The organism is Sphingomonas sp. CFBP9019 (assembly GCF_034045155.1).
Classification (GTDB): Bacteria; Pseudomonadota; Alphaproteobacteria; order Sphingomonadales; family Sphingomonadaceae; genus Sphingomonas; species Sphingomonas aerolata.
The window spans coordinates 125362-147833 of the sequence record NZ_JAXCWK010000002.1; the positions used below are offsets into that span (position 1 = coordinate 125362).

Genomic DNA, 22472 nt, shown 5'->3' on the forward strand with positions numbered 1-22472 from the left:
CCCGCGCGCGGCAAGAGCGTCAGGCGGTTTCGAGCAACCGTTCGGCCTGCGCGCGCGCCTCGTCGGTGATCGTCGCGCCCGAGAGCATGCGGGCGATCTCCTCACGGCGTTCGGCCTCGTCGAGCGCGCGGACGCCGGTGCGGGTGACGGTGCCATCGTTGCTTTTCGCGATCAGCAAATGCTTGGCGCCGCGCGCCGCGACCTGCGGGCTGTGCGTGACGACGAGCAGCTGCGTGCTCTGCGCGAGCCGTGCGAGTCGCTCGCCGATCGCGCTGGCGACCGCGCCACCGACGCCGCGGTCGATCTCGTCAAATACCATCGTCGTCGCGCCGCCTTCTTCCGCGAGCGCGACCTTCAAGGCGAGGATGAAGCGCGACAATTCGCCGCCGCTGGCGATCTTGGTGAGGCCGGCGAACGGCGCGCCGGGGTTGGTCGAGATTTCGAACTCGACACGGTCCTTGCCCGCGCCCGACCAGCCCTCCTCGCCGAGCGGGGCGCAGACGGTGCGGAAGCGGGCGGCGTCGAGTTTCAGCGGCGCGAGTTCGCCCGCGACCGCGGTGTCGAGTCGCAGCGCAGCCTTGGCACGGCGGGCCGAGAGCGCGTCCGCAGCCTTGTCGTAGGCGGCACGCGCCTTGGCGAGCGTCGCCTCGAGCACCGCGATCCCGCCTTCGCCCGCGTCGAGTCGTTCGAGCCGGGCACGCATCTCATCGGTCAGCGCGGCGAGGTCGTCGGGCTGGACGCGGTGTTTGCGTGCCATCGCGCGAAGTTCGAACAGCCGCGCCTCGTCGTCCTCGAGGCTGCGCGGGTCATAGGCGAGGTCGATCCGCGCATCGCGCATCCGTTCCTCGGCGACCGATCCCTCGATCACCGCGCGGTCGACCGCGGCGAGCGCGTCGGCGAGCGCGACATGATCGCCCGAGATCCGCTCCAGCACGCGCGCCGCCTGGCGCAGCTTGGCGAGCCCGCCGTCCGAGCCTTCGAGATAGTCGTCGATCGCCGACAGGTCGTCCGCGATCTTCTCCGCGCGCTGCATCGAGCGGCGGGTATCGGCGAGCGTCTCCTCCTCACCGGGTTCGGCCCCCAGCGCGGTCAGTTCGGCGACGGTGTGTTCGAGCCAGTCGCGATCACGCGCGGCGCTCTCGATATCCGCGCGGGCAGTGGCCAGCGCGTCCTCGGCCTCGCGCAATGCGGTCCACGCGCGCGTCGTCGCGGCGGGTTCGGTACGGCCGAAAATGTCGAGCAGCGCGCGGTGGCCGCGCGGGTTGAGCAGGCCGCGCTCGTCATGCTGGCCGTGGATCTCGACCAGCGTCGGCGCCATCTCGCGCAGCAGCCCGGCGGAGGCCGGCTGGTCGTTGACGAAGCCGCGGCTGCCGCCATCGGCCTTGACGATGCGGCGGATGATGAGCGGTTCGCCCGCCTCGATCGTCAGCCCGTTCTCGTCGAGCAGCGCCATCAGCGGCGTGCCGGGGGCGGGCGGATCGAAGGTCGCGGTGACGACCGCCTGCGCCGCGCCATGCCGGACCAGTCCGCTGTCGCCACGGCCGCCGAGCGCGAGCCCGAGCGCATCGAGCAGGATCGACTTGCCCGCCCCGGTCTCGCCGGTCAGCACGCCGAGCCCCGGGCCGAAGCCGAGGTCGAGCGCCTCGATCAATACCACGTCGCGGATGGAGAGTTCTGTCAGCATCGGTTCGTCCCTTAGACGATCCGGATGCGAAAATGATCCCCCAATGTTCTGGTTCGTCAGCGGGGCTAGGGGCCGTCCGTTCTTTCCAAGCGCGCGACGCCAATCGTCATCCTCACGAACGTCAGGACCAGGGTAACGAGCGGGCCGTTAATGGCTCTGGGTCCTGACTTTCGTCAGGATGACGTTGCTCGGGGACGGGGCCGAGCCCCTATGTCCTCAGTTGCCGGGCGTGGTGCGCGTCGTGCCGGCGGGGCCGACCGGGCCCGACCCGCCTGCCGCAGCGGAACCAGAGCCGCCATTGCCGGGCGAGCCGGGGATTGCCGGGGTCTCGCCGAGGCCAGCGGCGGGGAGCGCGCCGGGGGTGCCGGCGGGGACGATCTGCGCGCCCGTCGCGATCGGCGCCAGCGGCTTGACCGGATGCTCCTGCATGAGCTTGTACGCACGCTGATACCAGGGCGTGCCCGGATAGTTGCGACCCAGCACCGCCGCGGCCTTCTCGGCCTCGACCGGGACGCCAAGCGCGAGATAGGTCTCGGTCAGACGCATCAGCGCCTCGGGGGTATGCGTGGTCTGCTGATACTGGTCGATCACGGTGCGGAACCGCCCGTTCGCCGCGAGCCACTGGCCGCGCGTCTCGTAGAAGCGACCGATCTCCATCTCCTTGCCGCCAAGGTGATCGTTGACGAGATCGATCTTCAGCCGCGCATCCGACGCATAGCGCGTGTTCGGATACCGCCGCGTCAGTTCACCCAGTGCGTCGAGCGCCTGGCGCGTGATCTTCTGGTCGCGCGTGACGTCGGTGATCTGCTCGTAATAGCCGAGCGCGATCAGGTAATAGGCATAGGGCGCGTCGCGGTTGCCCGGGTGGACCGCGATGAACCGCTGCGCCGACTGGATCGACTTGGTATAGTCGGTGTCGAGATAATAGCTGAACGCGCTCATGATCTGCGCGCGGCGGGCCCAGATCGAATAGGGATGCTGGCGCTCGACCTCGTCGAACAGCTGCGCCGACTCCTTGTAGCGCCCCTGGTCGAGCCGCTTCTTCGCCAGCGAGTAGAGCGTGCCCACGTCGCGCGCGACATACGGGATGTCGGTGGAGGTGCGCGAACTCGCGCACCCGGCCATGGGGAGCGCTATGGCGGCGAGGAGCGCGATCGAGAGCGCGCGAGACTGGGGGATACGCATGGACGTCGTCCTTAGCGTAACCGGGGGCACGCGAACAATCCCCCCTAGCGAGGGGGTTTGGAGACGTCTGAAGCGGCGGCCTTCGGGGCGGTCTATTCAGCCACAATTCACCGGTCGACGGGCGCGATACGCCTGGCGCGATGCCGCGTCGACGACGGGACATTCCCGGCGTCTCGCCAGTTGGGCCCCGGGGCGCTATGTCGCGCCAGTCCGCCAGCCTTGAGAAGGAACGTTTGATGCCCGCCACCCTGCTTCACACCCATCGTGTCGAGAAGCCCTGGGGACGCCACACGCTGTGGCCCGGCTTTGACGATCCCGCCCCGGATGCGCCGGCGATCGGCGAGGTCTGGTTCCAGGAACCCGGCGACACGACCCCCGATCTGCTGATCAAATATCTGTTCACCAGCGAGAAGTTGTCGGTGCAGGTCCATCCCGACGACGACCAGGCGCATGCGCGCGGTCTGCCGCGGGGCAAGGACGAATGCTGGACGGTGCTGGCCGCCGAACCCGATTCGACGATCGCCGTCGGTACCAAGGCGCCGATGTCGCGCGACGACCTGCGCGCGGCCGCGATCGACGGCACCATCGAGGACAAGCTTTACTGGAAGCCGGTCAAGGCGGGCGATTTCATGTACTGCGCCTCCGACACGATCCACGCGATCGGCGGCGGCCTGACGGTGATCGAGGTGCAGCAGAACTCGGAGACCACCTATCGACTCTACGATTATGGCAGCGACCGCGAACTGCACCTCGACGACGGCATCGCGGTCTCGGATCCGGTGCCCTATCAGCCGATCACGTCGCCGGGCGTCGTCTCCGAAGGTCGGACGATCCAGGTCGAAGGCCCCAAATTCGTGCTCGAGCGCTGGACCGGTGGCGAGCATGCGGTGACCCTGCCCGAGGGGCGGACCGCCTGGCTGATCCCGATCACCGGATCAGGCAGCGTCGCGGGTGTCGCGTTCAAGGCGGGCGAATGCGTGACCGTGACCGGGTCCGAGCGGATCGAGGCCAGCGCCGACGCCGACCTGCTGTTCGCCTATGCGGGCGACACGCGGATCTGATCGGGCGCTGCGGCGGGGGGCGATGCGCCTCCCGCCGCCCCATCGATGCGACCGGCCAGATACGCGTCGATTCGTGCGGCGGCGTCGGCGGGTACGTGCAGCCCGAGCTTGCTGCGGCGATAGAGGATATCGGCCGCCGACCGCGCCCATTCCCGATCGACGAGATAGTCGATCTCGGCGGCATGAAGCCCCGCGCCGAAATCCTCGCCAAGCTCGGTGGTCGTCCGCGCTGCACCGAGGATCCGGTCCACCCGCGTCCCGTAGGCGCGGCCGAGTCGGCGCAGCAGTTCAGTCGGCTGGTCGGGGTACGCCCGGATCAGCGCTTCGAGATACCGGTCGAAATCGCTCTCGGGCAGATCGCCACCGGGCAGCGCAACCGTCGCGGTCCAGCTTTTTGTCAGGTCCGTGTTTCGATCGGGGAAGAAGGGGGCAAGCTGGATCATCGCGTGCTCGGCGAGCTTGCGATAGGTCGTGATCTTGCCGCCGAAGATGCTCACCATCGCGGCGCGATCCTCCGCGGCGTCGAGATCTAGCACATAGTCGCGTGTCACCGCCGACGCACTGGCCGCGTGATCGTCGTAGAGCGGGCGGATCCCCGAATAGCTCCAGACGATGTCGGCGGGGGTGATGCCACGCTGGAAATACCGGTCGATGGTGTCGCACAGATAGGCGGTCTCGGCGGTGTCGATCGTCGCGGGGCCGGGGGCGCCCTGCCAGGCCTCGTCGGTGGTGCCGATCAGCGTGAAGCGACCTTCATAGGGAATCGCGAAGACGACGCGCTTGTCCGGGTTCTGCAACAGCAGGGCGTGATCGCCCGCATAGAGGCGCGGGACGACGATGTGGCTGCCCTTGATCAGCCGGACCCCGCGGTCGCGGTGCGAATCGGGGATCTTGCCCAGGACATCGGCGACCCAGGGTCCCGCCGCGTTGACGAGCACGCGGGCGGTGACGGTCCGCTCGCCCTGCGCATCGGCGATCGTCGCGGACCAGCCGCCGTCCCGTCGGGTCGCCGCGACCAGCCGGGTGCGCGTCAGGATCGTCGCGCCGCGCTCGGCCGCATCGCGCGCGTTGAGCACGACCAGCCGGCTGTCCTCCACCCAGCAATCCGAATAGACGAAGGCGCGCGTCGCGCCGGGTTTCAGCCCGTCGCCCAGCGGATCGCGGTCGAGACGCACGGTCCGCGTCGCGGGCAGGATCTTGCGGCCGCCCAGATGGTCGTAGAGGAACAGCCCGAGCCGGACCATCCAGGCGGGACGCGGCGAATGCGTCTGCGGCAGGACGAACTGCAGCGGCCAGATGATGTGCGGCGCGATCGCCAGCAGCCGCTCGCGTTCGATCAGCGCCTCGCGCACCAGCCGGAGTTCGCCATATTCGAGATAGCGCAGCCCGCCATGGATCAGCTTGGTGCTGGCCGACGAGGTATGGCTGGCCAGATCGTCCTGCTCGACCAGCAGGACCGACAGTCCGCGCCCGGCGGCATCGCGCGCGATCCCGGTGCCGTTGATGCCGCCACCGACGATCAACAGGTCGACGTCGAATTTCGCGGGCGTTTTCATCATCGTCTCCCGTTTACCACCGCGGGCCGACCGGTGGCTAGCCTCGACGCGGGGTGGTGGGGCGGCCTAGAGCGGTCGCAAAGGAGAGCCGCATGGGCCAAGCCACGCACGTCCTCGCGATCGATCAGGGTACGACATCGACGCGCAGCATCCTGTTCGATGCGACGGCCAGACCGGTCGCGACGGCGCAGCGCGAATTCGCGCAGCATTATCCGCGACTCGGCTGGGTCGAGCATGACCCCGAGGACATATGGCGCGACACGCTGGCGACCGCGCGCGAGGCGATCGCGCGCGGCGGCGTGCCCGCGCGCGACATCGCGGCGATCGGCATCACCAACCAGCGCGAAACCGTCGTCGTCTGGGATCGCGCGACGGGCACGCCGATCTACCCCGCGATCGTCTGGCAGGACCGCCGCACCGCGGATGTGTGTCAGAGCCTGAAGGCCGAGGGCGCGGAACAGATGGTCCGCGACAAGACCGGCTTGCTGCTCGATCCCTATTTCTCCGCGACCAAGATCGCGTGGATCCTCGACACCGTGCCGGGTGCGCGTGCGCGCGCGGACAAGGGGCAGCTCGCCTTTGGCACGATCGACTGTTTTCTGCTGTGGCGGCTCACCGGCGGCGCGGTGCATGCGACCGACGTGACCAATGCCGGGCGCACGCTCCTCTACGACATTCGCCGGCAGGACTGGGACGATGTGCTGTGCAGATTGCTGCGCGTGCCACAGGCGGTGCTGCCCGAGGTGCACGACAACAGCCATGTGTTCGGCACGACCGCACCGGGGTTGTTCGACGTCCCGATTCCGATCGCGGGAATGGCGGGGGATCAGCAGGCGGCGTTGTTCGGCCAAGCCTGCTTCGCGCGCGGCATGGTCAAGTCGACCTATGGAACAGGATGTTTCATGCTGCTCAACACCGGTGACACGGCGATCGCGTCCGACCACCGGTTGCTGACCACGCCCGCCTATCGGCTGAACGGGCAGATGACCTATGCGCTGGAGGGATCGATCTTCGTCGCCGGCGCGGCGGTCAAGTGGCTGCGCGACGGGCTCGGCGTGATCACCAGCGCGCACCAGACGCACGACATGGCGACCGAGGTTCCCGACAGCCACGGCGTCTACATGGTCCCCGCCTTTGTCGGGCTGGGCGCGCCGCACTGGGATCCCGACGCGCGCGGGCTCATCACCGGGCTGACGCTGGGCGCGACGGGCGCGCATCTCGCACGCGCCGCGCTTGAGGCGGTCGGCTATCAAACGCTCGATCTGGCGCAGGCGATGGTCGCGGACGGCGGCGCGGCGCCCGCGACGCTCAGGATCGACGGCGGCATGGCGGCGAACGACTGGCTGTGTCAGTTTCTCGCGGACATGCTCGAGACACCGGTCGAGCGGCCGACGCATCTCGAGACGACCGCGCTTGGCGCAGCGTTCCATGCGGGGCTGGCGACCGGCGTCTGGCCCGATCTCGATGCGTTGTCGCAGACGTGGCGGCGGGGGGCGTGTTTCGAGCCGCGCATGGCGACGAACGACCGCGCCGCGCTGATCGCCGGCTGGCACGCCGCGTTACGCAAGGCGCTCAGTACGGACTGACGATCGGCCGGGCCGCCTCAGGATGCGACGCGCAGACCCGTCACGCGCTGGACCAGGACTTCGATCTGGCCGCGATGGAACCCGGCGGCGAGGAACCGCTCGATCTCGGCGACCGGCAGCGCGAAGCCGTGGCGCCACGCATGGACCGAGAGCCGACGCAGCGCCTCGAGCCGCGGGTCGGCCAGCGGCGAGCGCTCGGACAGGCCGAAGATCGTCCGCAGCGCGCGGTCCAGCCGTCCCGGCACCGCCAGGCTGCGCAGGCCGTCTTGCTTCGCAAGCATGATGACATGCCATTCGAGCTGCGTGAACCCGGCCCGGCCTTCGGTCTGCGCGGCGCTGATCGTCGGCCGGCTGGCGACGGGGGCGGCGAACAGGTTGTCGAGGTCGAGATAGGCCATGGTCGGGTCTCTTCGGATGGACAAAGGGGCACGCGGCGAAGGTGCCGCGTGGGAAACAGGTCGAATTGTGGTGCAGCGCTTCGGGGCGGCAGCAAAATCATCGTTAGGTGAAGACCGGAGCAGGATCCCTGGACCCCGATCGTCTTCGATACCGCTCGGTATAGTAAGCGCAGGCGGGCGTCAATCGCCTTTTGTACCGACGGGTAGGGTTTCGACCGGGCCTGAAAACCGTAACGTCACCCGCCGCGGGTGCGGCGGGTGACGTCAGTCGTGTAGTCTGGATAGGCGGGCAGCTGTAAGCCGGCCCGCCGGTCAGCTCAGCCCTCGTTGGCGCGCTTCGCCAGTTCCTTGTTCACGCCAAGCGCGATCAGCGTGCAGACCGCACCCGAGAACAGATAGGCGCCGCTGGCCGCGAGGCCGAGCTTGCTCGACAGCAGCAATGCGGCGAGCGGGGCGAAGCCCGCACCGAACAGCCAGGCCAGATCGGTCGTCAGCGCCGACCCGGTATAGCGGTGCGTCTTGCCGAGGCTGGTCGCGAGCGAGCCCGACGACTGGCCGAAGGACAGGCCGAACAGCGCGAAGCCGACGATCATGAACACCCACTCACCGGTCGCGCCGCCGTCGAGCAGCATCGGCGCACCGATCGCGAACAGCGCGATCAGCACCGCGGTGCTGCCGAGCAGCGTGCGGCGACCGATGCGATCGGCGAGCAGCCCGGAAACGAGCGTCGCGCACAGGCCGATCGCCGCGCCGATCACCTCGATCGTCAGGAACCGGCCTGGCGTCTCGCGCGTGAACAGCACGATCCACGACAGTGGGAACACCGTCACCATATGGAACAGCGCGAAGCTGGCGAGCGGGGCGAAGGCGCCGAGCACGATGGTGCGGCCTTCGGCGCGAATCGTATCGAGCACGGGCGCCGGCTGTAGCGCACGCGATTCGAACAGGGTGGTGAACTCGGGCGTGACGACGAGGCGGAGGCGGGCGAACAGTGCGACGACGTTGATCGCGAAGGCCACGAAGAACGGATAGCGCCAGCCCCAGTCGATGAAGTCGGCGGCAGGCAGCGTCGCGACGAAGAAGGCGAACAGGCCGCTGGCCACCAGCAGGCCGAACGGCGCGCCGAGCTGTGGCAGCATCGCGTACCAGCCGCGGCGACCCTCGGGCGCGTTGAGCGAGAGCAGCGAGGCGAGACCATCCCAGGCGCCCGCGAGCGCGATGCCCTGCGCGATACGCAGGATCGACAGCAGCACGACCGACCAGTTGCCGACCTGCGCATAGCCGGGGAGGAAGCCCATTGCCACGGTCGCCGTGCCGAGCAGGAACAGCGCGATCGTCAGCTTGGCGCTGCGGCCATAGAGCCGATCGACCGCAATGAAGATCACCGACCCGAGCGGGCGCGCGATGAAGGCGAGCGCGAAGACCGCGAACGAGTAGATCGTCCCCTGCAGCCGGTCGACATAGGGGAAGACCAGCGTCGGGAAGACGATGACCGAGGCGATCGCATAGACGAAAAAGTCGAAAAATTCGGACGTGCGTCCGATGACGACGCCGATCGCGATCTCGCCCGGCGACACCTTTTTCCCGTGATCGTGAAGATCGCGGGCATCGTCTTCGAAAGACGTCGATGCGGCGTGTGCACTCATTCTCAAACTCGCTTCCGTGAGGCGGCTCGCCGCCCAATGGCCTTTTCGGACGGCGCACCGATCATACGCCTTTTCGTCGACTGCGGGCAGGGCCTTTCGGAGTCACACCGAGAGACCTATCTCTGTCGCATCATGAGCGCCATGCCTTTGCTGCAGTGCGGCGCCCATTGGACAAATTGTCCACTATGGAATGATCTAACAGCGGCGTAGGGGCGAGTACATGACCGCCGAGCTATCGAATTCCAGGCCCCGATCCTGGCTCTTACGCGCAGCAGCCCTGCTGCCCGCGCTGTTGATCAGTGGATGCAACTGGGTCGTGATGTCGCCATCTGGCGATATTGCGGTGCAGCAGCGTGACCTGGTCCTCATCTCCACCGGGCTGATGCTCATCATCATCGTCCCGGTGATCGCGCTGACGCTGTTTTTCGCTTATCATTACCGGCAGGCGAACAAGAGCGCGAAGTACGAGCCGACCTGGGATCACTCGGTCGGGCTCGAGCTGCTGATCTGGGGCGTGCCGCTGCTGATCATCATCGCGCTCGGCGCATTGACCTGGACCAGCACGCATCTGCTCGATCCCTATCGTCCGCTCGGCCGCATCTCCGCGCAGAGCGGCGATATCGGCGAGAACACGCCGGTGGGGCAGCTCGCGGGCAACCAGCAGACGATCACGGGCGGCAAGCCGCTCGACGTCCAGGTCGTCGCGCTCGACTGGAAATGGCTGTTCATCTATCCCGAATACGGCATCGCCACGGTCAACGAACTGGCCGCGCCGGTCGATCGTCCGCTGCGGTTCAAGATGACCTCGTCCTCGGTGATGAACGCCTTCTACATCCCCGCGCTCGCCGGCATGATCTACACCATGCCCGGGATGGAGACGACGCTGCACGCGGTGATCAACAAGCCCGGCAATTACGAGGGCTTCTCGTCCAACTATAGCGGCGCGGGCTTTTCGGGAATGCGCTTCCGCTTCCACGGCGTGTCCGACGCGGGCTTCGATGCCTGGGTCGCGAAGGTCCGCAACGGCGGCGGCGGTCTGAACCGTGCCAACTACATGCAGCTCGAAAAGCCGAGCGAGAAGGTGCCGGTCCGCTATTTCGGCGGTGTCGAGAGCTCGCTGTTCAAGGCGATCGTCGAGCAGTGCGTGAAGCCCGGCAAGCCGTGCATGTCGGACATGATGGGCAAGAACCCGCATGACGGCATGGCGATGCCCGGCGTCAATGGCGGCAGCGGGCCGCAGGACGCCGGCCCCCGACCCGAGGGCGGCTTGATGAAGGACGGCGACGAAAAGGGGAGCGGGAAACACTGGTCTGCGCCAGCCGACATAAAACGCGACGGCGCCAACGCCGCGCCCGGCTCGCCTGCCAACCGCAATCACACCATGCTGACCCCCTCAACCATGCCGGGCTCGCGCCCCGTCGCGAACGGCTAGAGAAAAGCTCATGTCAGACTCCATATTGAAGACGATCTTCGGCCGACTGACGCTGGAATCGCTGCCGCTGCATGAACCGATCGTCGTCGCGACGTTCGGCATGGTGGCGATCGGCGGCGCCGCGCTGCTGGCCGCGCTCACCTATTTCAAGGTGTGGGGCTATCTGTGGAACCAGTGGTTCACCAGCGTCGACCACAAGAAGATCGGGATCATGTACATGATCCTCGCGATCGTCATGCTGCTGCGCGGCTTCTCTGACGCGATCATGATGCGCCTGCAGCAGGCGATGGCGTTCGGGGGTAGCGAAGGCTATCTCAACGCGCATCACTATGACCAGGTCTTCACCGCGCACGGCGTGATCATGATCTTCTTCGTGGCAATGCCGATGGTCACGGGGCTGATGAACTATGTCGTCCCGCTCCAGATCGGTGCGCGCGACGTGTCCTTCCCGTTCCTGAACAATTTCAGCTTCTGGATGACCGCGGCGGGTGCCGTGATCGTCATGATGTCGCTGTTCATCGGCGAGTTCGCTCGGACCGGCTGGCTCGCGATGCCGCCGCTGTCGGGGATCGCCTATTCGCCTGATGTCGGGGTCGATTATTATATCTGGGCGCTCCAGATCGCGGGCATCGGAACGTTGCTGTCCGGCGTCAATCTGGTCGCGACCATCGTCAAGATGCGTGCGCCCGGCATGGGCATGATGAAGATGCCGATCTTCACCTGGACCGCGCTGTGCACCAACATCCTGATCGTCGCCGCCTTCCCGGTGCTGACCGCGGTGCTCGCGATGCTGTCGCTCGACCGTTACATCGGTACCGCGTTCTTCACGAACGACGCGGGCGGCAACCCGATGATGTACGTCAACCTGATCTGGATCTGGGGTCACCCCGAGGTCTACATCCTGGTCCTGCCGGCATTCGGCATCTTCTCGGAAGTCACCTCGACCTTCTCGGGCAAGCGCCTCTTCGGCTACAGCTCGATGGTCTATGCGACGCTCGTCATCACGATCCTGTCGTATCTCGTCTGGCTGCACCACTTCTTCACCATGGGGTCGGGGGCGAGCGTCAACTCGTTCTTCGGCATCACCACGATGATCATCTCGATCCCGACCGGGGCCAAGATCTTCAACTGGCTGTTCACCATGTACAAGGGGCGGATCCGGTTCGAATTGCCGATGATGTGGACGATCGCCTTCATGGTGACCTTCACGATCGGCGGTATGACCGGCGTCCTGCTCGCGGTGCCGCCGGCCGACTTCGTCCTGCACAACTCGCTGTTCCTGGTCGCGCATTTCCATAACGTGATCATCGGTGGCACGCTGTTCGGCATGTTCGCAGGGATCAACTACTGGTTCCCGAAGGCGTTCGGCTTCAAGCTGGACGAGAAGTGGGGCAAGGTCTCGTTCTGGTGCTGGGTGTCGGGCTTCTACTTCGCCTTCATGCCGCTCTATGTGCTTGGCCTGATGGGCGTGACTCGCCGCATGCGCTATTTCGACGATCCGAACCTGCAGATCTGGTTCGTCATCGCCGCCTTTGGTGCAGCACTGGTCGCGGTCGGCATCGCTGCCTTCCTGATCCAGATCTTCGTCAGCATCCGCAACCGCGAGGCGCTCGCCGATCACACCGGCGATCCCTGGGGTGGCCGGACGCTCGAATGGGCAACCTCGTCACCGCCGCCTGACTATAACTTCGCGTTCACGCCCGTCGTCCATGACCTGGACGCCTGGTACGACATGAAGGACCGCAAGCATCAGCGGCCGGTCAGCGGCTTCCGCGCGATCCACATGCCGAGCAACACGGGTACCGGCGTCGTGCTGGGCGTGCTCAGCATCGCCTTCGGCTTCGCGATGATCTGGTACATGTGGTGGCTCGCGGGTCTGACGCTGGTCGGGATCTTCGCCACGACGATCTTCCACACCTTCAACTACAAGCGCGACTTCTACATCCCGGTCGAGGACGTGATCGCCAGCGAGGACGCGCGCACCCGCATGCTCGCGACCCAGGGAGCCTGACGCGATGTCTTCGGTATCATTGAAGAAGGACGGTCTGGACGAGAAGGGTGAGCCCCTCTCGTTCTACCAGCTCGAAGAGCATCACCATCCCGAGGGCAGCAGCACGATGCTGGGCTTCTGGATGTACCTGATGAGCGATTGCCTCATCTTCGCGGTGCTGTTCGCGGCTTACGGCGTGCTCGGCACCAGCTATGCCGGCGGACCGACGCCCAAGGAGATCTTCGAGCTGCCGCTCGTCGCGGTGAACACTGCGATGCTGCTGTTCTCGTCGATCACCTATGGTTTCGCGATGCTGTCGATGGAGGAAGGGCGTCAGCGCATCATGCAGATGTGGCTGGCCTTTACCGGGCTGTTCGGCCTCGCCTTCCTGTCGATCGAAATGTACGAGTTCGCCACCCTCATCCATGAGGGCGCGGGTCCGACGCGCAGCGCGTTCCTGTCGTCCTTCTTCACGCTGGTCGGCACGCACGGCCTGCACGTGACGATGGGCTTCATCTGGCTCGTCACGCTGATGGTGCAGGTGCAGAAGCACGGCCTGATCGCCGCGAACAAGCGCCGCTTGATGTGCCTCAGCATGTTCTGGCATTTCCTCGACGTCATCTGGATCGGCGTCTTCACCTTCGTCTATCTGATGGGTTCGCTGCGATGACCGACCGCCCCGCCACCGCGCACGACGCGCATGCCGACCACGCCCATGACGATCATGGGCATGGCGACGACCACGCGTCGCACGGGACGCGCAAGAGCTACCTCAAGGGGTTCTTCCTCTCGGTCATCCTGACCGCGATCCCGTTCTGGGCCGTGATGACCGGCGCGTTCAAGGATCCGTCGACCGCCGCACTGGTGATCATGCTGTTCGCGGTGATCCAGATCGTCGTCCACATGATCTACTTCCTGCACATGAACGGAAAGTCCGAGAATGGCTGGACGATGATGGCGCTGATCTTCACGATCATCCTCGTCGTGATCACGCTCAGCGGGTCGATCTGGGTCATGTATCATCTGAACACCAACATGATGCCGATGCAGGCCGCGGTAGATATGTGATGACAGGGCATGCCCGGCCGCGGCCGGCGATCTGGGTGGCGGGCTTCATCGCGCTGCTGCTGTTCGCCGGGTTCTGCGCGCTGGGTGTGTGGCAGGTCGAGCGGCGTGTCTGGAAGCTCGACCTGATCCGGCAGGTGGCCGCGCGGTCGCAGGCCGCACCGGTCGCGCCACCCGGCCCGGCATACTGGCCAGCGATCACGGCGAGCAGCGATGCGTATCGCCGGATTCGGGTGAGCGGCGTCTTCGCGCATGACCGCACGACGCTGGTCCGCGCCGCCACGGCGCTCGGCAGCGGATACTGGGTGATGACGCCGCTGCGGACCGCGCAGGGCTTCGATGTTCTCGTCAACCGCGGCTATGTCTCGCCCGAACAGCGCGGCGCCTATGCGCGGCCGATCGGGACGGTCACCGTGACGGGCTATCTACGGATTACCGAACCTGGTGGCGGCTTCCTGCGCAAGAATGATCCCGCGACCGACAACTGGTATTCGCGTGACGTCGCTGCGATCGCCAGTGCGCACGGCCTTGGCCGCACGGCGCCCTATTTCATCGACGCGGACAAGGTCGGGGACGGCGCACCGGTCGGCGGCCAGACCGTCATCGCGTTTCCGAACAATCATCTTGTCTACATGCTGACATGGTTCGGCCTCGCCGCGATGACGGTGATCGGCTTCGTCGTGTTCGTGCGCCACGATCGTCGTCGTGATAAGCGCTGACCGGCGACGTCGCGCGTTGAGCGCGTCGCAGGAGAGATGGACCGCGTGACGGCGCACGACACGATGAGATTGGCGATGGATTCCTCGCGGTGGCAGGCCTGGGTCAGCCGTGCGCGCGCGGATACCGATGCCGCGGGCAACGCGAACATGCGGCAGCTGGTCACGCTGCGCTGGATCGCGGTGGCGGGACAGCTGGTCACCGTGCTGACGGTCCGCTTCCTGTTGGGGATCGACCTGCCGCTGGTGCCGATGTTGATGGCGATGGCGGCGTCGGTCGCGCTCAACCTCGCGAGCATGCGGCTCTATGGCTGGCAGCGCGGGGCGAATGCGCAGCTGCTGCTCGCGATGCTGCTCGACGTCGGATTGCTGACCGTCCAGCTCTACCTCAGTGGCGGCGCGACCAACCCGTTCATCGCGCTGTACCTGTTGCAGGTCGTGCTGGGCGCGGTGCTGCTCGATCGCTGGTCGAGCTGGGCGATCGTCGGGGTGACGGGCGGGTGTTTCGCGCTGCTGACGATCCGGTATCGCCCGCTCGCCCTGCCGACCGATTATGCGGGCGAGTATTTCGCGCTCTACACGGTCGGGTCGCTGCTCAATTTCCTGCTCGTCGCGACGCTGCTGGTACTGTTCATGACGCGGATCACGGGCAATCTGCGCGCCCGTGACGAGCATCTGGCGGATCTGCGCCAGCAGGCGGCGGAGGAGGATCATATCGTCCGCATGGGCCTGCTCGCGTCGGGTGCCGCGCACGAACTCGGCACGCCGCTCGCGTCGCTAGCGGTCATCCTCAACGATTGGAAGCGGATGCCCGCGCTCGCCACCGATGCCGGGATGCTCGAGGAGATCGGCGAGATGCAGGCCGAGGTCCAGCGGTGCAAGACGATCGTCACCAACATCCTGCTCGCGGCGGGCGAGGCGCGCGGCGAGGCGCCCGAGGTCGTGCCGCTCCACGTCTTCCTCGACGCGATCGTCGAGGACTGGCGCGCGCTGCACGCCGGTGTCGAGTTCGACTATACCAGCCGGCTCGGCGACGATCCGCTGATCGTCTCGGATCCCGCGCTCAAGCAGGTGATCGCCAACGTGCTCGACAATGCCGCCGAAGCATCGCCCGCCTGGGTCGGGTTTTCGGGCGAGCGGTCGGGCGATCATCTGGCGTTGATCGTCCGCGATCACGGACCGGGGTTCACGCGCGACAAGCTGGCGAGCTTCGGCAAGCCCTATCAGTCGAGCAAGCGCGATCCCGGCCATGGCCTCGGCCTGTTCCTCGCGGTCAATGCAATGCGCAAGCTGGGGGGCAGCGTGGCGGTCGCCAATCGCGAGACGGGTGGTGCGGAAGTGACGTTGATGCTGCCGCTGGCGGCGATCGCCCTGGAGCGTGACGAATGAGCGAGCCCGATATCCCCCCGGTCAAGCGCCTCGTGATAGTCGAGGACGACGAGACGTTTGCGCGCACACTGAAACGCTCGTTCGAGCGGCGCGGCTATGCGGTCCGGCTTGCGGCGAGCCATGAGGATCTGGTCGTGCTGCTCGCCGACGACGTGCCGCAATATGCGGTGGTCGACTTGAAGCTCGGCGGCGCGTCGGGGCTGGTCTGTGTCCAGACGCTACACGCGCATGACCCCGATATCCTCGTCGTCGTTCTGACCGGCTTTGCGAGCATCGCGACCGCGGTCGAGGCGATCAAGCTCGGCGCCTCGCATTATCTGGTCAAGCCGTCGAACACCGACGACATCGAGGCGGCGTTCGACCGGACCGAGGGCAAGGTCGACACCGCGGTGACCGAACGCCGCGCGACGATCAAGACGCTCGAATGGGAGCGGATCCACGCGACGCTCGCGGAAACCGGGTTCAACATCTCGGAGACTGCGCGGCAGCTCGGGATGCACCGGCGGACGCTCGCGCGCAAACTCGAGAAGCGGCCGGTCAAATAGCCGCAACGCTTGTCGTCGGGCGGGCGTTATGGTGCGATGGTGTCGCCCTCTTCCTCCCGCCTCTGGGTGCCGCGGCGCCTCCTCGCGACGCCGTCGTCGCTCCTCTGGGACCATGGTGAACAGATCGTCGCGCGCGCACGGGCGCTGGACGTGGCGGTGACGACCCTGCCCAGCGATCGTCTTCGCCTCGACCTGCCAGACGATCCCCGGCAGCAATATGCACAGGCGAAGGCGACGCTGGCGCTCGTCGTCGCCCCGCCGTCGAAACGCCGGTTGCAGCCGATCGCGCCGAGCGCCGACTGGCGAATCGATCTGGCCGAAGGGTGCCCTGCGCATTGCGGCTATTGCTATCTCGCGGGGTCTCTGAAGGGGCCGCCGATCACGCGGGTCTATGCGAACCTGCCGGAAATCCTTGCCGAGCTTCCCGCGCATCTCGGCCAGGGGACGGTCACGTCGCGCTCCGCCACGCGCGCGCACGAGGGCACGACGTTCGAGGCGTCCTGTTACACCGATCCGCTCGCGATCGATCACGTCACGGGGTCGCTGTCCGCGCTGATCGCGCATTTCGGCGCGTGGGAGGCGGACGTGCAGCTGCGCTTCACGACGAAGTTCGACGCGGTCGAGCCGCTGCTCGCGCTCGATCACGCGGGGCGGACGCGGATGCGCGCCTCGATCAACCCGGCGGGCTATGCGCGGTTCGAGGGCGGCACGAGTCCGGTCGCGGCCCGGCTGGTCGCGCTGCGCCGGATGGCGGATGCGGGGTACAAGGTCGGGCTGACGATCGCACCGATCATTGCCGCCGAAGGATGGCGCGACGCCTATGCCGAGCTGATTGCGCAGGCGGGACAGGTGCTCGGCGATATCCCGGACCTCACGATGGAGCTGATCACGCATCGCTACACACCCGGGTCCAAGGCGGTGCTCCAGACTTGGTATCCCGGCTCCTCGCTCGATCTCGGCATGGCGAACCGCACCGAGAAGCGCACCAAGTTCGGCTCGGTCAAATATGTCTATGACGCGGACACGATGCGGGCGTTGCGCGCCTTCTTTGCCGACGAGATCGCGGCGCGCCTGCCCGAGGCGCGGATCCTCTACTGGACCTGATCGCCGTCCAACCGGGCAACACAGCGTTGCCGACCCTGCGCTGGTGGGCGCCGGTGCCGTCGCCTATCTGGATACCAAGATCTTGCGCGCCGCCGTCGCCCGGCGCTCGCGCGTGACAACAGGAGATTTCTGCATGCCCGTCCTTCTCGGTATTTCCGGCAGCCTGCGCCGCCAGTCGTTCAACGCCGCGATCCTCAATTCGCTCGCCGACGCGCTGGGGGACAAGGCGACACTGCGGATCTTCCCGCTCAACGCGATCCCGATGTACGATCAGGATGCCGATACCGACACGCCACCCGAGGCGGTCGCCGCGCTGCGGGCCGCGATTGGCGAGGCGGACGGGATCGTGATCGCGTCGCCCGAATATAATCACGGCATGCCCGGCGTGCTGAAAAACGCGCTCGACTGGGCTTCGCGGCCTTACGGCAAGGCGACGCTGACGGGGAAGCCGGTGTTCACACTGACCTCGTCGCCCGGTGCGGTCGGCGGCGCGCGCGCGCAGGCGCAGCTGAACGAGACGCTGGCGTCGATCGGCGCGCGCACGCTGCTGCGGCCGCAGTCGGTGATCGGGGCGGTGCACGAGAAGATCGCCGACGGGCGGCTGAGCGACAAGTCGACGCTCGAGTTTCTGTTGAGCGGTATCGACGCCCTGCTGGCGGAGATCGCGCGTCCGGCCTCGGCTGTGCGCGAGGCGAACTGAGATGCGGCGCGTGCTGCGGACCTATCCCGCCCAGCGTGACGACATCGCCGATCTCGTCACGCGGCGCCCGCTGCCGGGGCCGCAGTTGCCGCAGGTCGATCCGTTCCTGTTCCTCAACCATCATGGCCCGCAGACCTATGCGCCCGGTAACAACGGCCTGCCGTTCGGGCCGCATCCGCATCGCGGGTTCGAGACGGTCAGCTTCATCCTGACCGGCGAAATGGCGCATCTCGACAGCGGCGGGCACGAAAGCGTGATGCAGGCGGGCGGCGTGCAGTGGATGACCGCGGGGTCGGGGCTGATCCATGCGGAAATCTCGCCAGCGTCGTTCAAGCGCGACGGCGGGCGGCTCGAGATCCTGCAGCTGTGGGTCAACCTGCCGGGGCGGCTGAAGATGACCAAGCCCGCCTATACCGGGCTTCAGCGCGAGGATATTCCGGCGGTCGCGGTCGACGGCGGTGTCGTGAATGTCATCGCGGGGACGTTTGAAGGGCAGGCGGGGCCGGTTGAGTCGCTGACGGGAGTCGCGATGATGACGGTCGAGTTGGCGGCCGGGGGCAAGGTGACACTGCCTGCACCGCGCGGTCGCAGCGTATTCTTCTATGTGATCGAGGGGCGGCCCGAGGTCAGCGGGACGGTCGTCGAGCCGTGGCACCTCGTCACGTTCGACCAGGATGGCGACATGATCGAGGTCGCGGCGTCAGGCCCGGTGCGGCTGGTGTTCGGCCATGCCGATACGATCGACGAGCCGGTCGTTGCGCACGGGCCGTTCGTGATGACGACGCGCGAGGAGATCGGCGAGGCGATCCGCGATTACCAGGCGGGGCTGTTCGGGCCTGCGCCGGCTATCGCATAGGTCCTTTCCCGTCATCCCCGCGAAGGCGGGGATCCAGACTGGCTGGCCTTGCTAACAATGCCGTGAGGCCAGCCAGTCTGGGTTCCCGCCTCCGCGGGAATGACGGTGGTGGGGCGGGGGGCTTACTTCGCCAGCACGGCCGACTGGTCGACCGCGACCACCGGCAGCCACACCGCGCTCGCCGTCGCGCCGCCGCGTTCGATCGTTACCGTCGCCTTCTTGTAGTCCGCCTTCTTCGCAAGGAAGATGTTGGGGACGAAGGTCTGCGGGTTGCGGTCGTAGAGCGGGAACAGGCTCGACTGGACCTGCACCATGATCCGGTGCCCCGGCTGGAACACGTGGTTCACCGTCGGCAGGCGGAACTTGTAGCGCTGCGTCTTGCCGACAGGAATCGCACTCGGCTTGGCGAAGCTGTCGCGGTAGCGGCCGCGGAAGATGTCGAGGCTGATCGGCAGTTCATAGCCGCCCATCTTCGGATCGCTCGCGACCTCGTCGGGATAGACGTCGATCACCTTGACGACGAAGTCGGCATCGGTCCCCGTCGTCTTGGCATAGATGTCCGCGATCGGCGCGCCCGACACGCGGACCGGGGTCGTCAGTACGTCGGTCGTATAGGTCATCACGTCGGTGCGGCCATCCACCCCGCGCTGGTCGCTGACCAGCCAGTCGCCCCAGCGGCCGTCGCCGAAATTGACCGGGCGCGGCAGATGCGGGACGGGCTTGGCGGGGTCGGAGACATAGCTGTCGCCGCCGCTCGCGGCCTTGGTGAAGCCCAGCCCGCCCTCGGCACCGAGGTAGATCGGCTTGAGAGGCGCGGCACAGCCGCTCTCGCAGGCGAGTGGCCAGGTCGACAGCCTGTCCCAGTGATTCTCGCCGGTGTTGTAGATCGCGGCGGCGGGCAGCGTGACCGCGGGGCCGTCCTTCAGATACTGGTCGAACATCGGCAGCACCATCTGTTCGCGGAACTGCTGCGCGGTGTCGCCGTCCCACTGGAACGGGCCGAGGCTGCGGCCGTCGCGATTGACCTGGCTGTGCCGCCACGGACCCATGACGAGATGGTTGTTGCCCATCTTGCCCTTCGCCTTCAGCGCCTCCCACGCGGTGATCGCGCCGTACATGTCCTCCTGATCCCACAGCCCCTGTTCCCAGAGCGTCGGCACGTTCGAAGGGTTGGCGGCGAGCAACTTGTCGAGCGCCTGGCCCTGCCAGAATCCGTCATAGGCGGGATGTGCGACCATGCGCTGCCAATAGGGAAGCTGGTCGTATCCCGACGCCTTGGCCCAGTCGCCCGCCGAGCCGATGCGACGGAAATTCTCGTAATCGTCATAGCCGCCGGTCGGCGGCGCCTTGCCCGCGCCCTTGTAGCCGGTCTGGCCGCCGAGCCAGGCGATGTTGGCGAGGCGGAACGCGCCGTAATGGAACCAGTCGTCGCCCATCCAGCCGTCGATCATCGGGCTTTCTGGCACCGCGGCCTTGAGCGCGGGGTGCGGGTTGAGCAACGCCATGACGACGGTGAAGCCCTCATAGGACGACCCGATCATGCCAACGCGGCCGTTCGATTCGGGCAGGTTCGCCTTGTTCACCAGCCAGTCGATCGTGTCATAGGCGTCGGTGACGTGATCGACCTTGGTCGGGTTGAGCGGGCCGATCACCGGGCGCGTGACGACATACTCGCCCTCCGAGCCATATTTGCCGCGGACGTCCTGATAGACGCGAATATACCCGCCCTTGACGAACATCTCGTCGGCAAGCGGCAGCGTCGAGAGGATGCTTGGGCTGTCCATCCGCGTCGCGCGCGACTTCGCGTCATACGGCGTGCGCGTCAGCACGATCGGCGCGTTGGCCAGCCCCTTGGGATAGACGATGACGGTGTAGAGCTTCGTCCCGTCGCGCATCGGGACCATCACCTCGCGCTTGACGTAGTCGCGGTTGGCGGTGGCGGGGACGAACTTGGCGGGGACATCGCCGCCGGCGGGGGCAGTCTTGTCAGAAACAGTCTGGGGCACCTGCGCCGACGAAACGGTGGCGAGCGCGATCGAGGCAAGAAGGACGAGCTTGAGGGTCATGAAACGCTCCGGAAGAGGATGCGGCCAAGCTAGGCGCAATTGTCGCGCGGGGGCAATCGGGTTCGTGATCGATCAGCCGCGTGCGTACCGCTTGAAATGTCGGCCGCTTGCTGGATGATGCGCCGAAACAACCGGGGGGTATCATGGCGCGCAGGGCAAAGGGATCGTGGCGGCCGTTCATCCAGGCCTTGCCGATCCTGATCGTCGGCTATGTCTCGACCATCCTGATCTGCGCGGCGCTGTTTGCGACGTTCGAGGGCAAGCCGGTCGATGTCGGCATCTGGTGGTCGTTCGTGACCGCGATGACGATCGGCTATGGCGACGTGTTTCCGGTGACGATGGGGGGCAAGATCGTCGCGGTCGCGCTGATGCATGCGGTACCGCTGTTCCTCGTACCGCTGCTGACCGCGAAGATGGCGGCCAAGATGATCGTCGACAGCGACGCCTTCACGCATGCCGAGCAGGAGGAGATCAAGTTGGCGCTCGCGCGGATCGAGGCGATCCTTTCGCGCGAGCCGCGTCAGCCCTAGTCGGCGACCAGCACCGCGCGCTCACGGCCGACGAGTGCAACGAGCCAGTCGGTAAAAGCGCGGATCGCGTCGAAACGGCCGGTGTCCTGGTGCGTCACCAGCCAGAAGGCGCGGCTGATGCGGATGTCGGGGAGGATCGCGACAAGCCCGGGATAGGCCTCGCCGATGAAGCAGGGGAGCACGCCGATGCCTGCGCCGGCCGCAATCATGTGCGCCTGCGCGTTGATGCTCGACGAACGCAGCACGGGGTCGCGGACGCCCGGGATCTCGTCGAGATAGCGCAGCTCGGGCGCATAGACGATATCGGGGACATAGCCGATCATCCGCCGGTCGCGCAGGTCGGCGATGCCGTGGACCGGACCGTGCGCCGCGAGATGCTCCGCCGATGCGTAGAGCCGCAGCGTATAGTCGGTGAGCTTGCGCGTCCGCAGCGGACCGCGGCGCGGGCGGGCGAGCAGGACCGCGACGTCGGTCTCGCGCCGGGTCGGGTTGAGGAAGCCGCTGGTCGCGACGAGATCGACCGCGAGCTTGGGATGCGCCTGTGCGAGCGTGCCGAGATGTCGGCTGACGAACCAGGTGCCGAACCCTTCGGCGACGCTGACGCGGATCGTGCCGTCGACCTCGGTCCGGCCCGCAGGCGGGGTACGGATGTCCGACGCGATCGCCGCCATCGCGGTCGCGCGCGCGAGCAGGTCCTCGCCCGCGCTGGTCAGGATCTGGCCGTCGGGACCCTGTTCGAACAGCCGCTGGCCAACCGCGGTCTCGAGCCGGCGGAGGCGGCGGCCAACCGTCGTCGCATCGACGCCAAGGCTCGCCGCGGCACGGCCAAGCTGCTGCGCGCGGGCGACTTCAAGGAAGATCGGCAGGTCGCTCCAGTCCATGCCGGCTGCAAATATGCAGCTCGCGCCTGCAAGTCTATCGCTTGTGTCGTGCGGGATGCGGTGGTGTAGAGGCCGCAAAACA

General features: G+C 66.8%; 20 protein-coding genes. 13 read left to right on the forward strand and 7 right to left on the reverse strand.

Features of this window, described 5'->3' with window-relative positions; translation table 11 throughout:
• Positions 1-19: 19 nt before the first annotated feature.
• Positions 20-1684 (reverse strand): DNA repair protein RecN, encoded by a 1665-nt coding sequence (gene recN, locus SOM18_RS04640; RefSeq protein ID WP_192191375.1) that lies wholly within the window; start codon positions 1682-1684, stop codon positions 20-22.
• A gap of 216 nt (positions 1685-1900) precedes the next feature.
• A complete protein-coding gene (locus tag SOM18_RS04645; protein WP_107045237.1) occupies positions 1901-2869 on the reverse strand; it encodes an outer membrane protein assembly factor BamD in 969 nt (322 codons plus the stop codon).
• 236 nt (positions 2870-3105) lie between these two features.
• Here SOM18_RS04645 and SOM18_RS04650 point away from each other — a divergent pair, with 236 nt between their 5' ends.
• Positions 3106-3930, forward strand: a complete 825-nt coding sequence (locus SOM18_RS04650; RefSeq protein WP_031441526.1) for a phosphoheptose isomerase — start codon at positions 3106-3108, stop codon at positions 3928-3930.
• On the opposite strand, the gene SOM18_RS04655 is transcribed toward SOM18_RS04650, so the two are convergent.
• Positions 3906-5486, reverse strand: coding sequence for a glycerol-3-phosphate dehydrogenase (locus SOM18_RS04655; protein ID WP_320481399.1), 1581 nt, complete (start codon positions 5484-5486; stop codon positions 3906-3908). The genes SOM18_RS04650 and SOM18_RS04655 overlap by 25 nt on opposite strands.
• A gap of 92 nt (positions 5487-5578) precedes the next feature.
• On the opposite strand from SOM18_RS04655, the gene glpK reads away from it, so the two are divergent.
• Complete coding sequence (gene glpK, locus SOM18_RS04660; RefSeq protein ID WP_031441528.1) at positions 5579-7072, forward strand: glycerol kinase GlpK; 1494 nt, start codon at positions 5579-5581, stop codon at positions 7070-7072.
• Between the two features lie 17 nt (positions 7073-7089).
• Here glpK and SOM18_RS04665 read toward each other — a convergent pair whose 3' ends face one another.
• Complete coding sequence (locus tag SOM18_RS04665) at positions 7090-7470, reverse strand: hypothetical protein (RefSeq protein WP_031395863.1); 381 nt, start codon at positions 7468-7470, stop codon at positions 7090-7092.
• A gap of 317 nt (positions 7471-7787) precedes the next feature.
• Complete coding sequence (locus tag SOM18_RS04670; protein ID WP_031395864.1) at positions 7788-9116, reverse strand: MFS transporter; 1329 nt, start codon at positions 9114-9116, stop codon at positions 7788-7790.
• Between the two features lie 220 nt (positions 9117-9336).
• Between SOM18_RS04670 and SOM18_RS04675 the strand changes: the two genes are divergently transcribed.
• The 10 genes from SOM18_RS04675 (at position 9337) to SOM18_RS04720 (ending at position 18913) form a co-directional block, all read left to right on the forward strand.
• A complete protein-coding gene (locus SOM18_RS04675; RefSeq protein ID WP_042467556.1) occupies positions 9337-10548 on the forward strand; it encodes a ubiquinol oxidase subunit II in 1212 nt (403 codons plus the stop codon).
• Positions 10549-10558: 10 nt separating this feature from the next.
• Positions 10559-12559, forward strand: a complete 2001-nt coding sequence (cyoB, locus tag SOM18_RS04680) for a cytochrome o ubiquinol oxidase subunit I (protein ID WP_031395866.1) — start codon at positions 10559-10561, stop codon at positions 12557-12559.
• Between the two features lie 4 nt (positions 12560-12563).
• Positions 12564-13208 (forward strand): cytochrome o ubiquinol oxidase subunit III, encoded by a 645-nt coding sequence (gene cyoC / locus SOM18_RS04685; RefSeq protein WP_042467557.1) that lies wholly within the window; start codon positions 12564-12566, stop codon positions 13206-13208.
• Positions 13205-13606, forward strand: coding sequence for a cytochrome o ubiquinol oxidase subunit IV (cyoD, locus tag SOM18_RS04690; RefSeq protein WP_031395868.1), 402 nt, complete (start codon positions 13205-13207; stop codon positions 13604-13606). The genes cyoC and cyoD overlap by 4 nt, the downstream gene beginning before the upstream one ends.
• Complete coding sequence (locus SOM18_RS04695; protein WP_031441531.1) at positions 13606-14322, forward strand: SURF1 family protein; 717 nt, start codon at positions 13606-13608, stop codon at positions 14320-14322. Before cyoD ends, SOM18_RS04695 begins: the two co-directional genes overlap by 1 nt.
• Positions 14323-14397: 75 nt before the next feature.
• Complete coding sequence (locus tag SOM18_RS04700) at positions 14398-15708, forward strand: ATP-binding protein (protein WP_042467562.1); 1311 nt, start codon at positions 14398-14400, stop codon at positions 15706-15708.
• Positions 15705-16253 (forward strand): response regulator transcription factor, encoded by a 549-nt coding sequence (locus SOM18_RS04705; RefSeq protein WP_197975339.1) that lies wholly within the window; start codon positions 15705-15707, stop codon positions 16251-16253. The genes SOM18_RS04700 and SOM18_RS04705 overlap by 4 nt, the downstream gene beginning before the upstream one ends.
• A gap of 66 nt (positions 16254-16319) precedes the next feature.
• Positions 16320-17357 carry a spore photoproduct lyase family protein gene (locus SOM18_RS04710; protein WP_320481400.1) on the forward strand — a complete coding sequence of 346 codons (1038 nt, stop codon included), beginning with the start codon at positions 16320-16322 and terminating at the stop codon, positions 17355-17357.
• Positions 17358-17490: 133 nt separating this feature from the next.
• Positions 17491-18057, forward strand: coding sequence for an NADPH-dependent FMN reductase (locus SOM18_RS04715; protein WP_031441534.1), 567 nt, complete (start codon positions 17491-17493; stop codon positions 18055-18057).
• Between the two features lies 1 nt (position 18058).
• Positions 18059-18913, forward strand: a complete 855-nt coding sequence (locus SOM18_RS04720) for a pirin family protein (RefSeq protein ID WP_320481401.1) — start codon at positions 18059-18061, stop codon at positions 18911-18913.
• Positions 18914-19035: 122 nt separating this feature from the next.
• Here SOM18_RS04720 and SOM18_RS04725 read toward each other — a convergent pair whose 3' ends face one another.
• A complete protein-coding gene (locus tag SOM18_RS04725) occupies positions 19036-20979 on the reverse strand; it encodes a CocE/NonD family hydrolase (protein ID WP_031439855.1) in 1944 nt (647 codons plus the stop codon).
• Between the two features lie 143 nt (positions 20980-21122).
• On the opposite strand from SOM18_RS04725, the gene SOM18_RS04730 reads away from it, so the two are divergent.
• Entirely contained in the window at positions 21123-21509 is a 387-nt protein-coding gene (locus SOM18_RS04730) for a potassium channel family protein (RefSeq protein ID WP_042466673.1), read from the forward strand.
• On the opposite strand, the gene SOM18_RS04735 is transcribed toward SOM18_RS04730, so the two are convergent.
• The gene (locus SOM18_RS04735) at positions 21506-22390 is read right to left on the reverse strand and encodes a LysR family transcriptional regulator (RefSeq protein ID WP_031394236.1); all 885 of its coding nucleotides are present in this window, start codon (positions 22388-22390) and stop codon (positions 21506-21508) included. The genes SOM18_RS04730 and SOM18_RS04735 overlap by 4 nt on opposite strands.
• Positions 22391-22472: the final 82 nt, after the last annotated feature.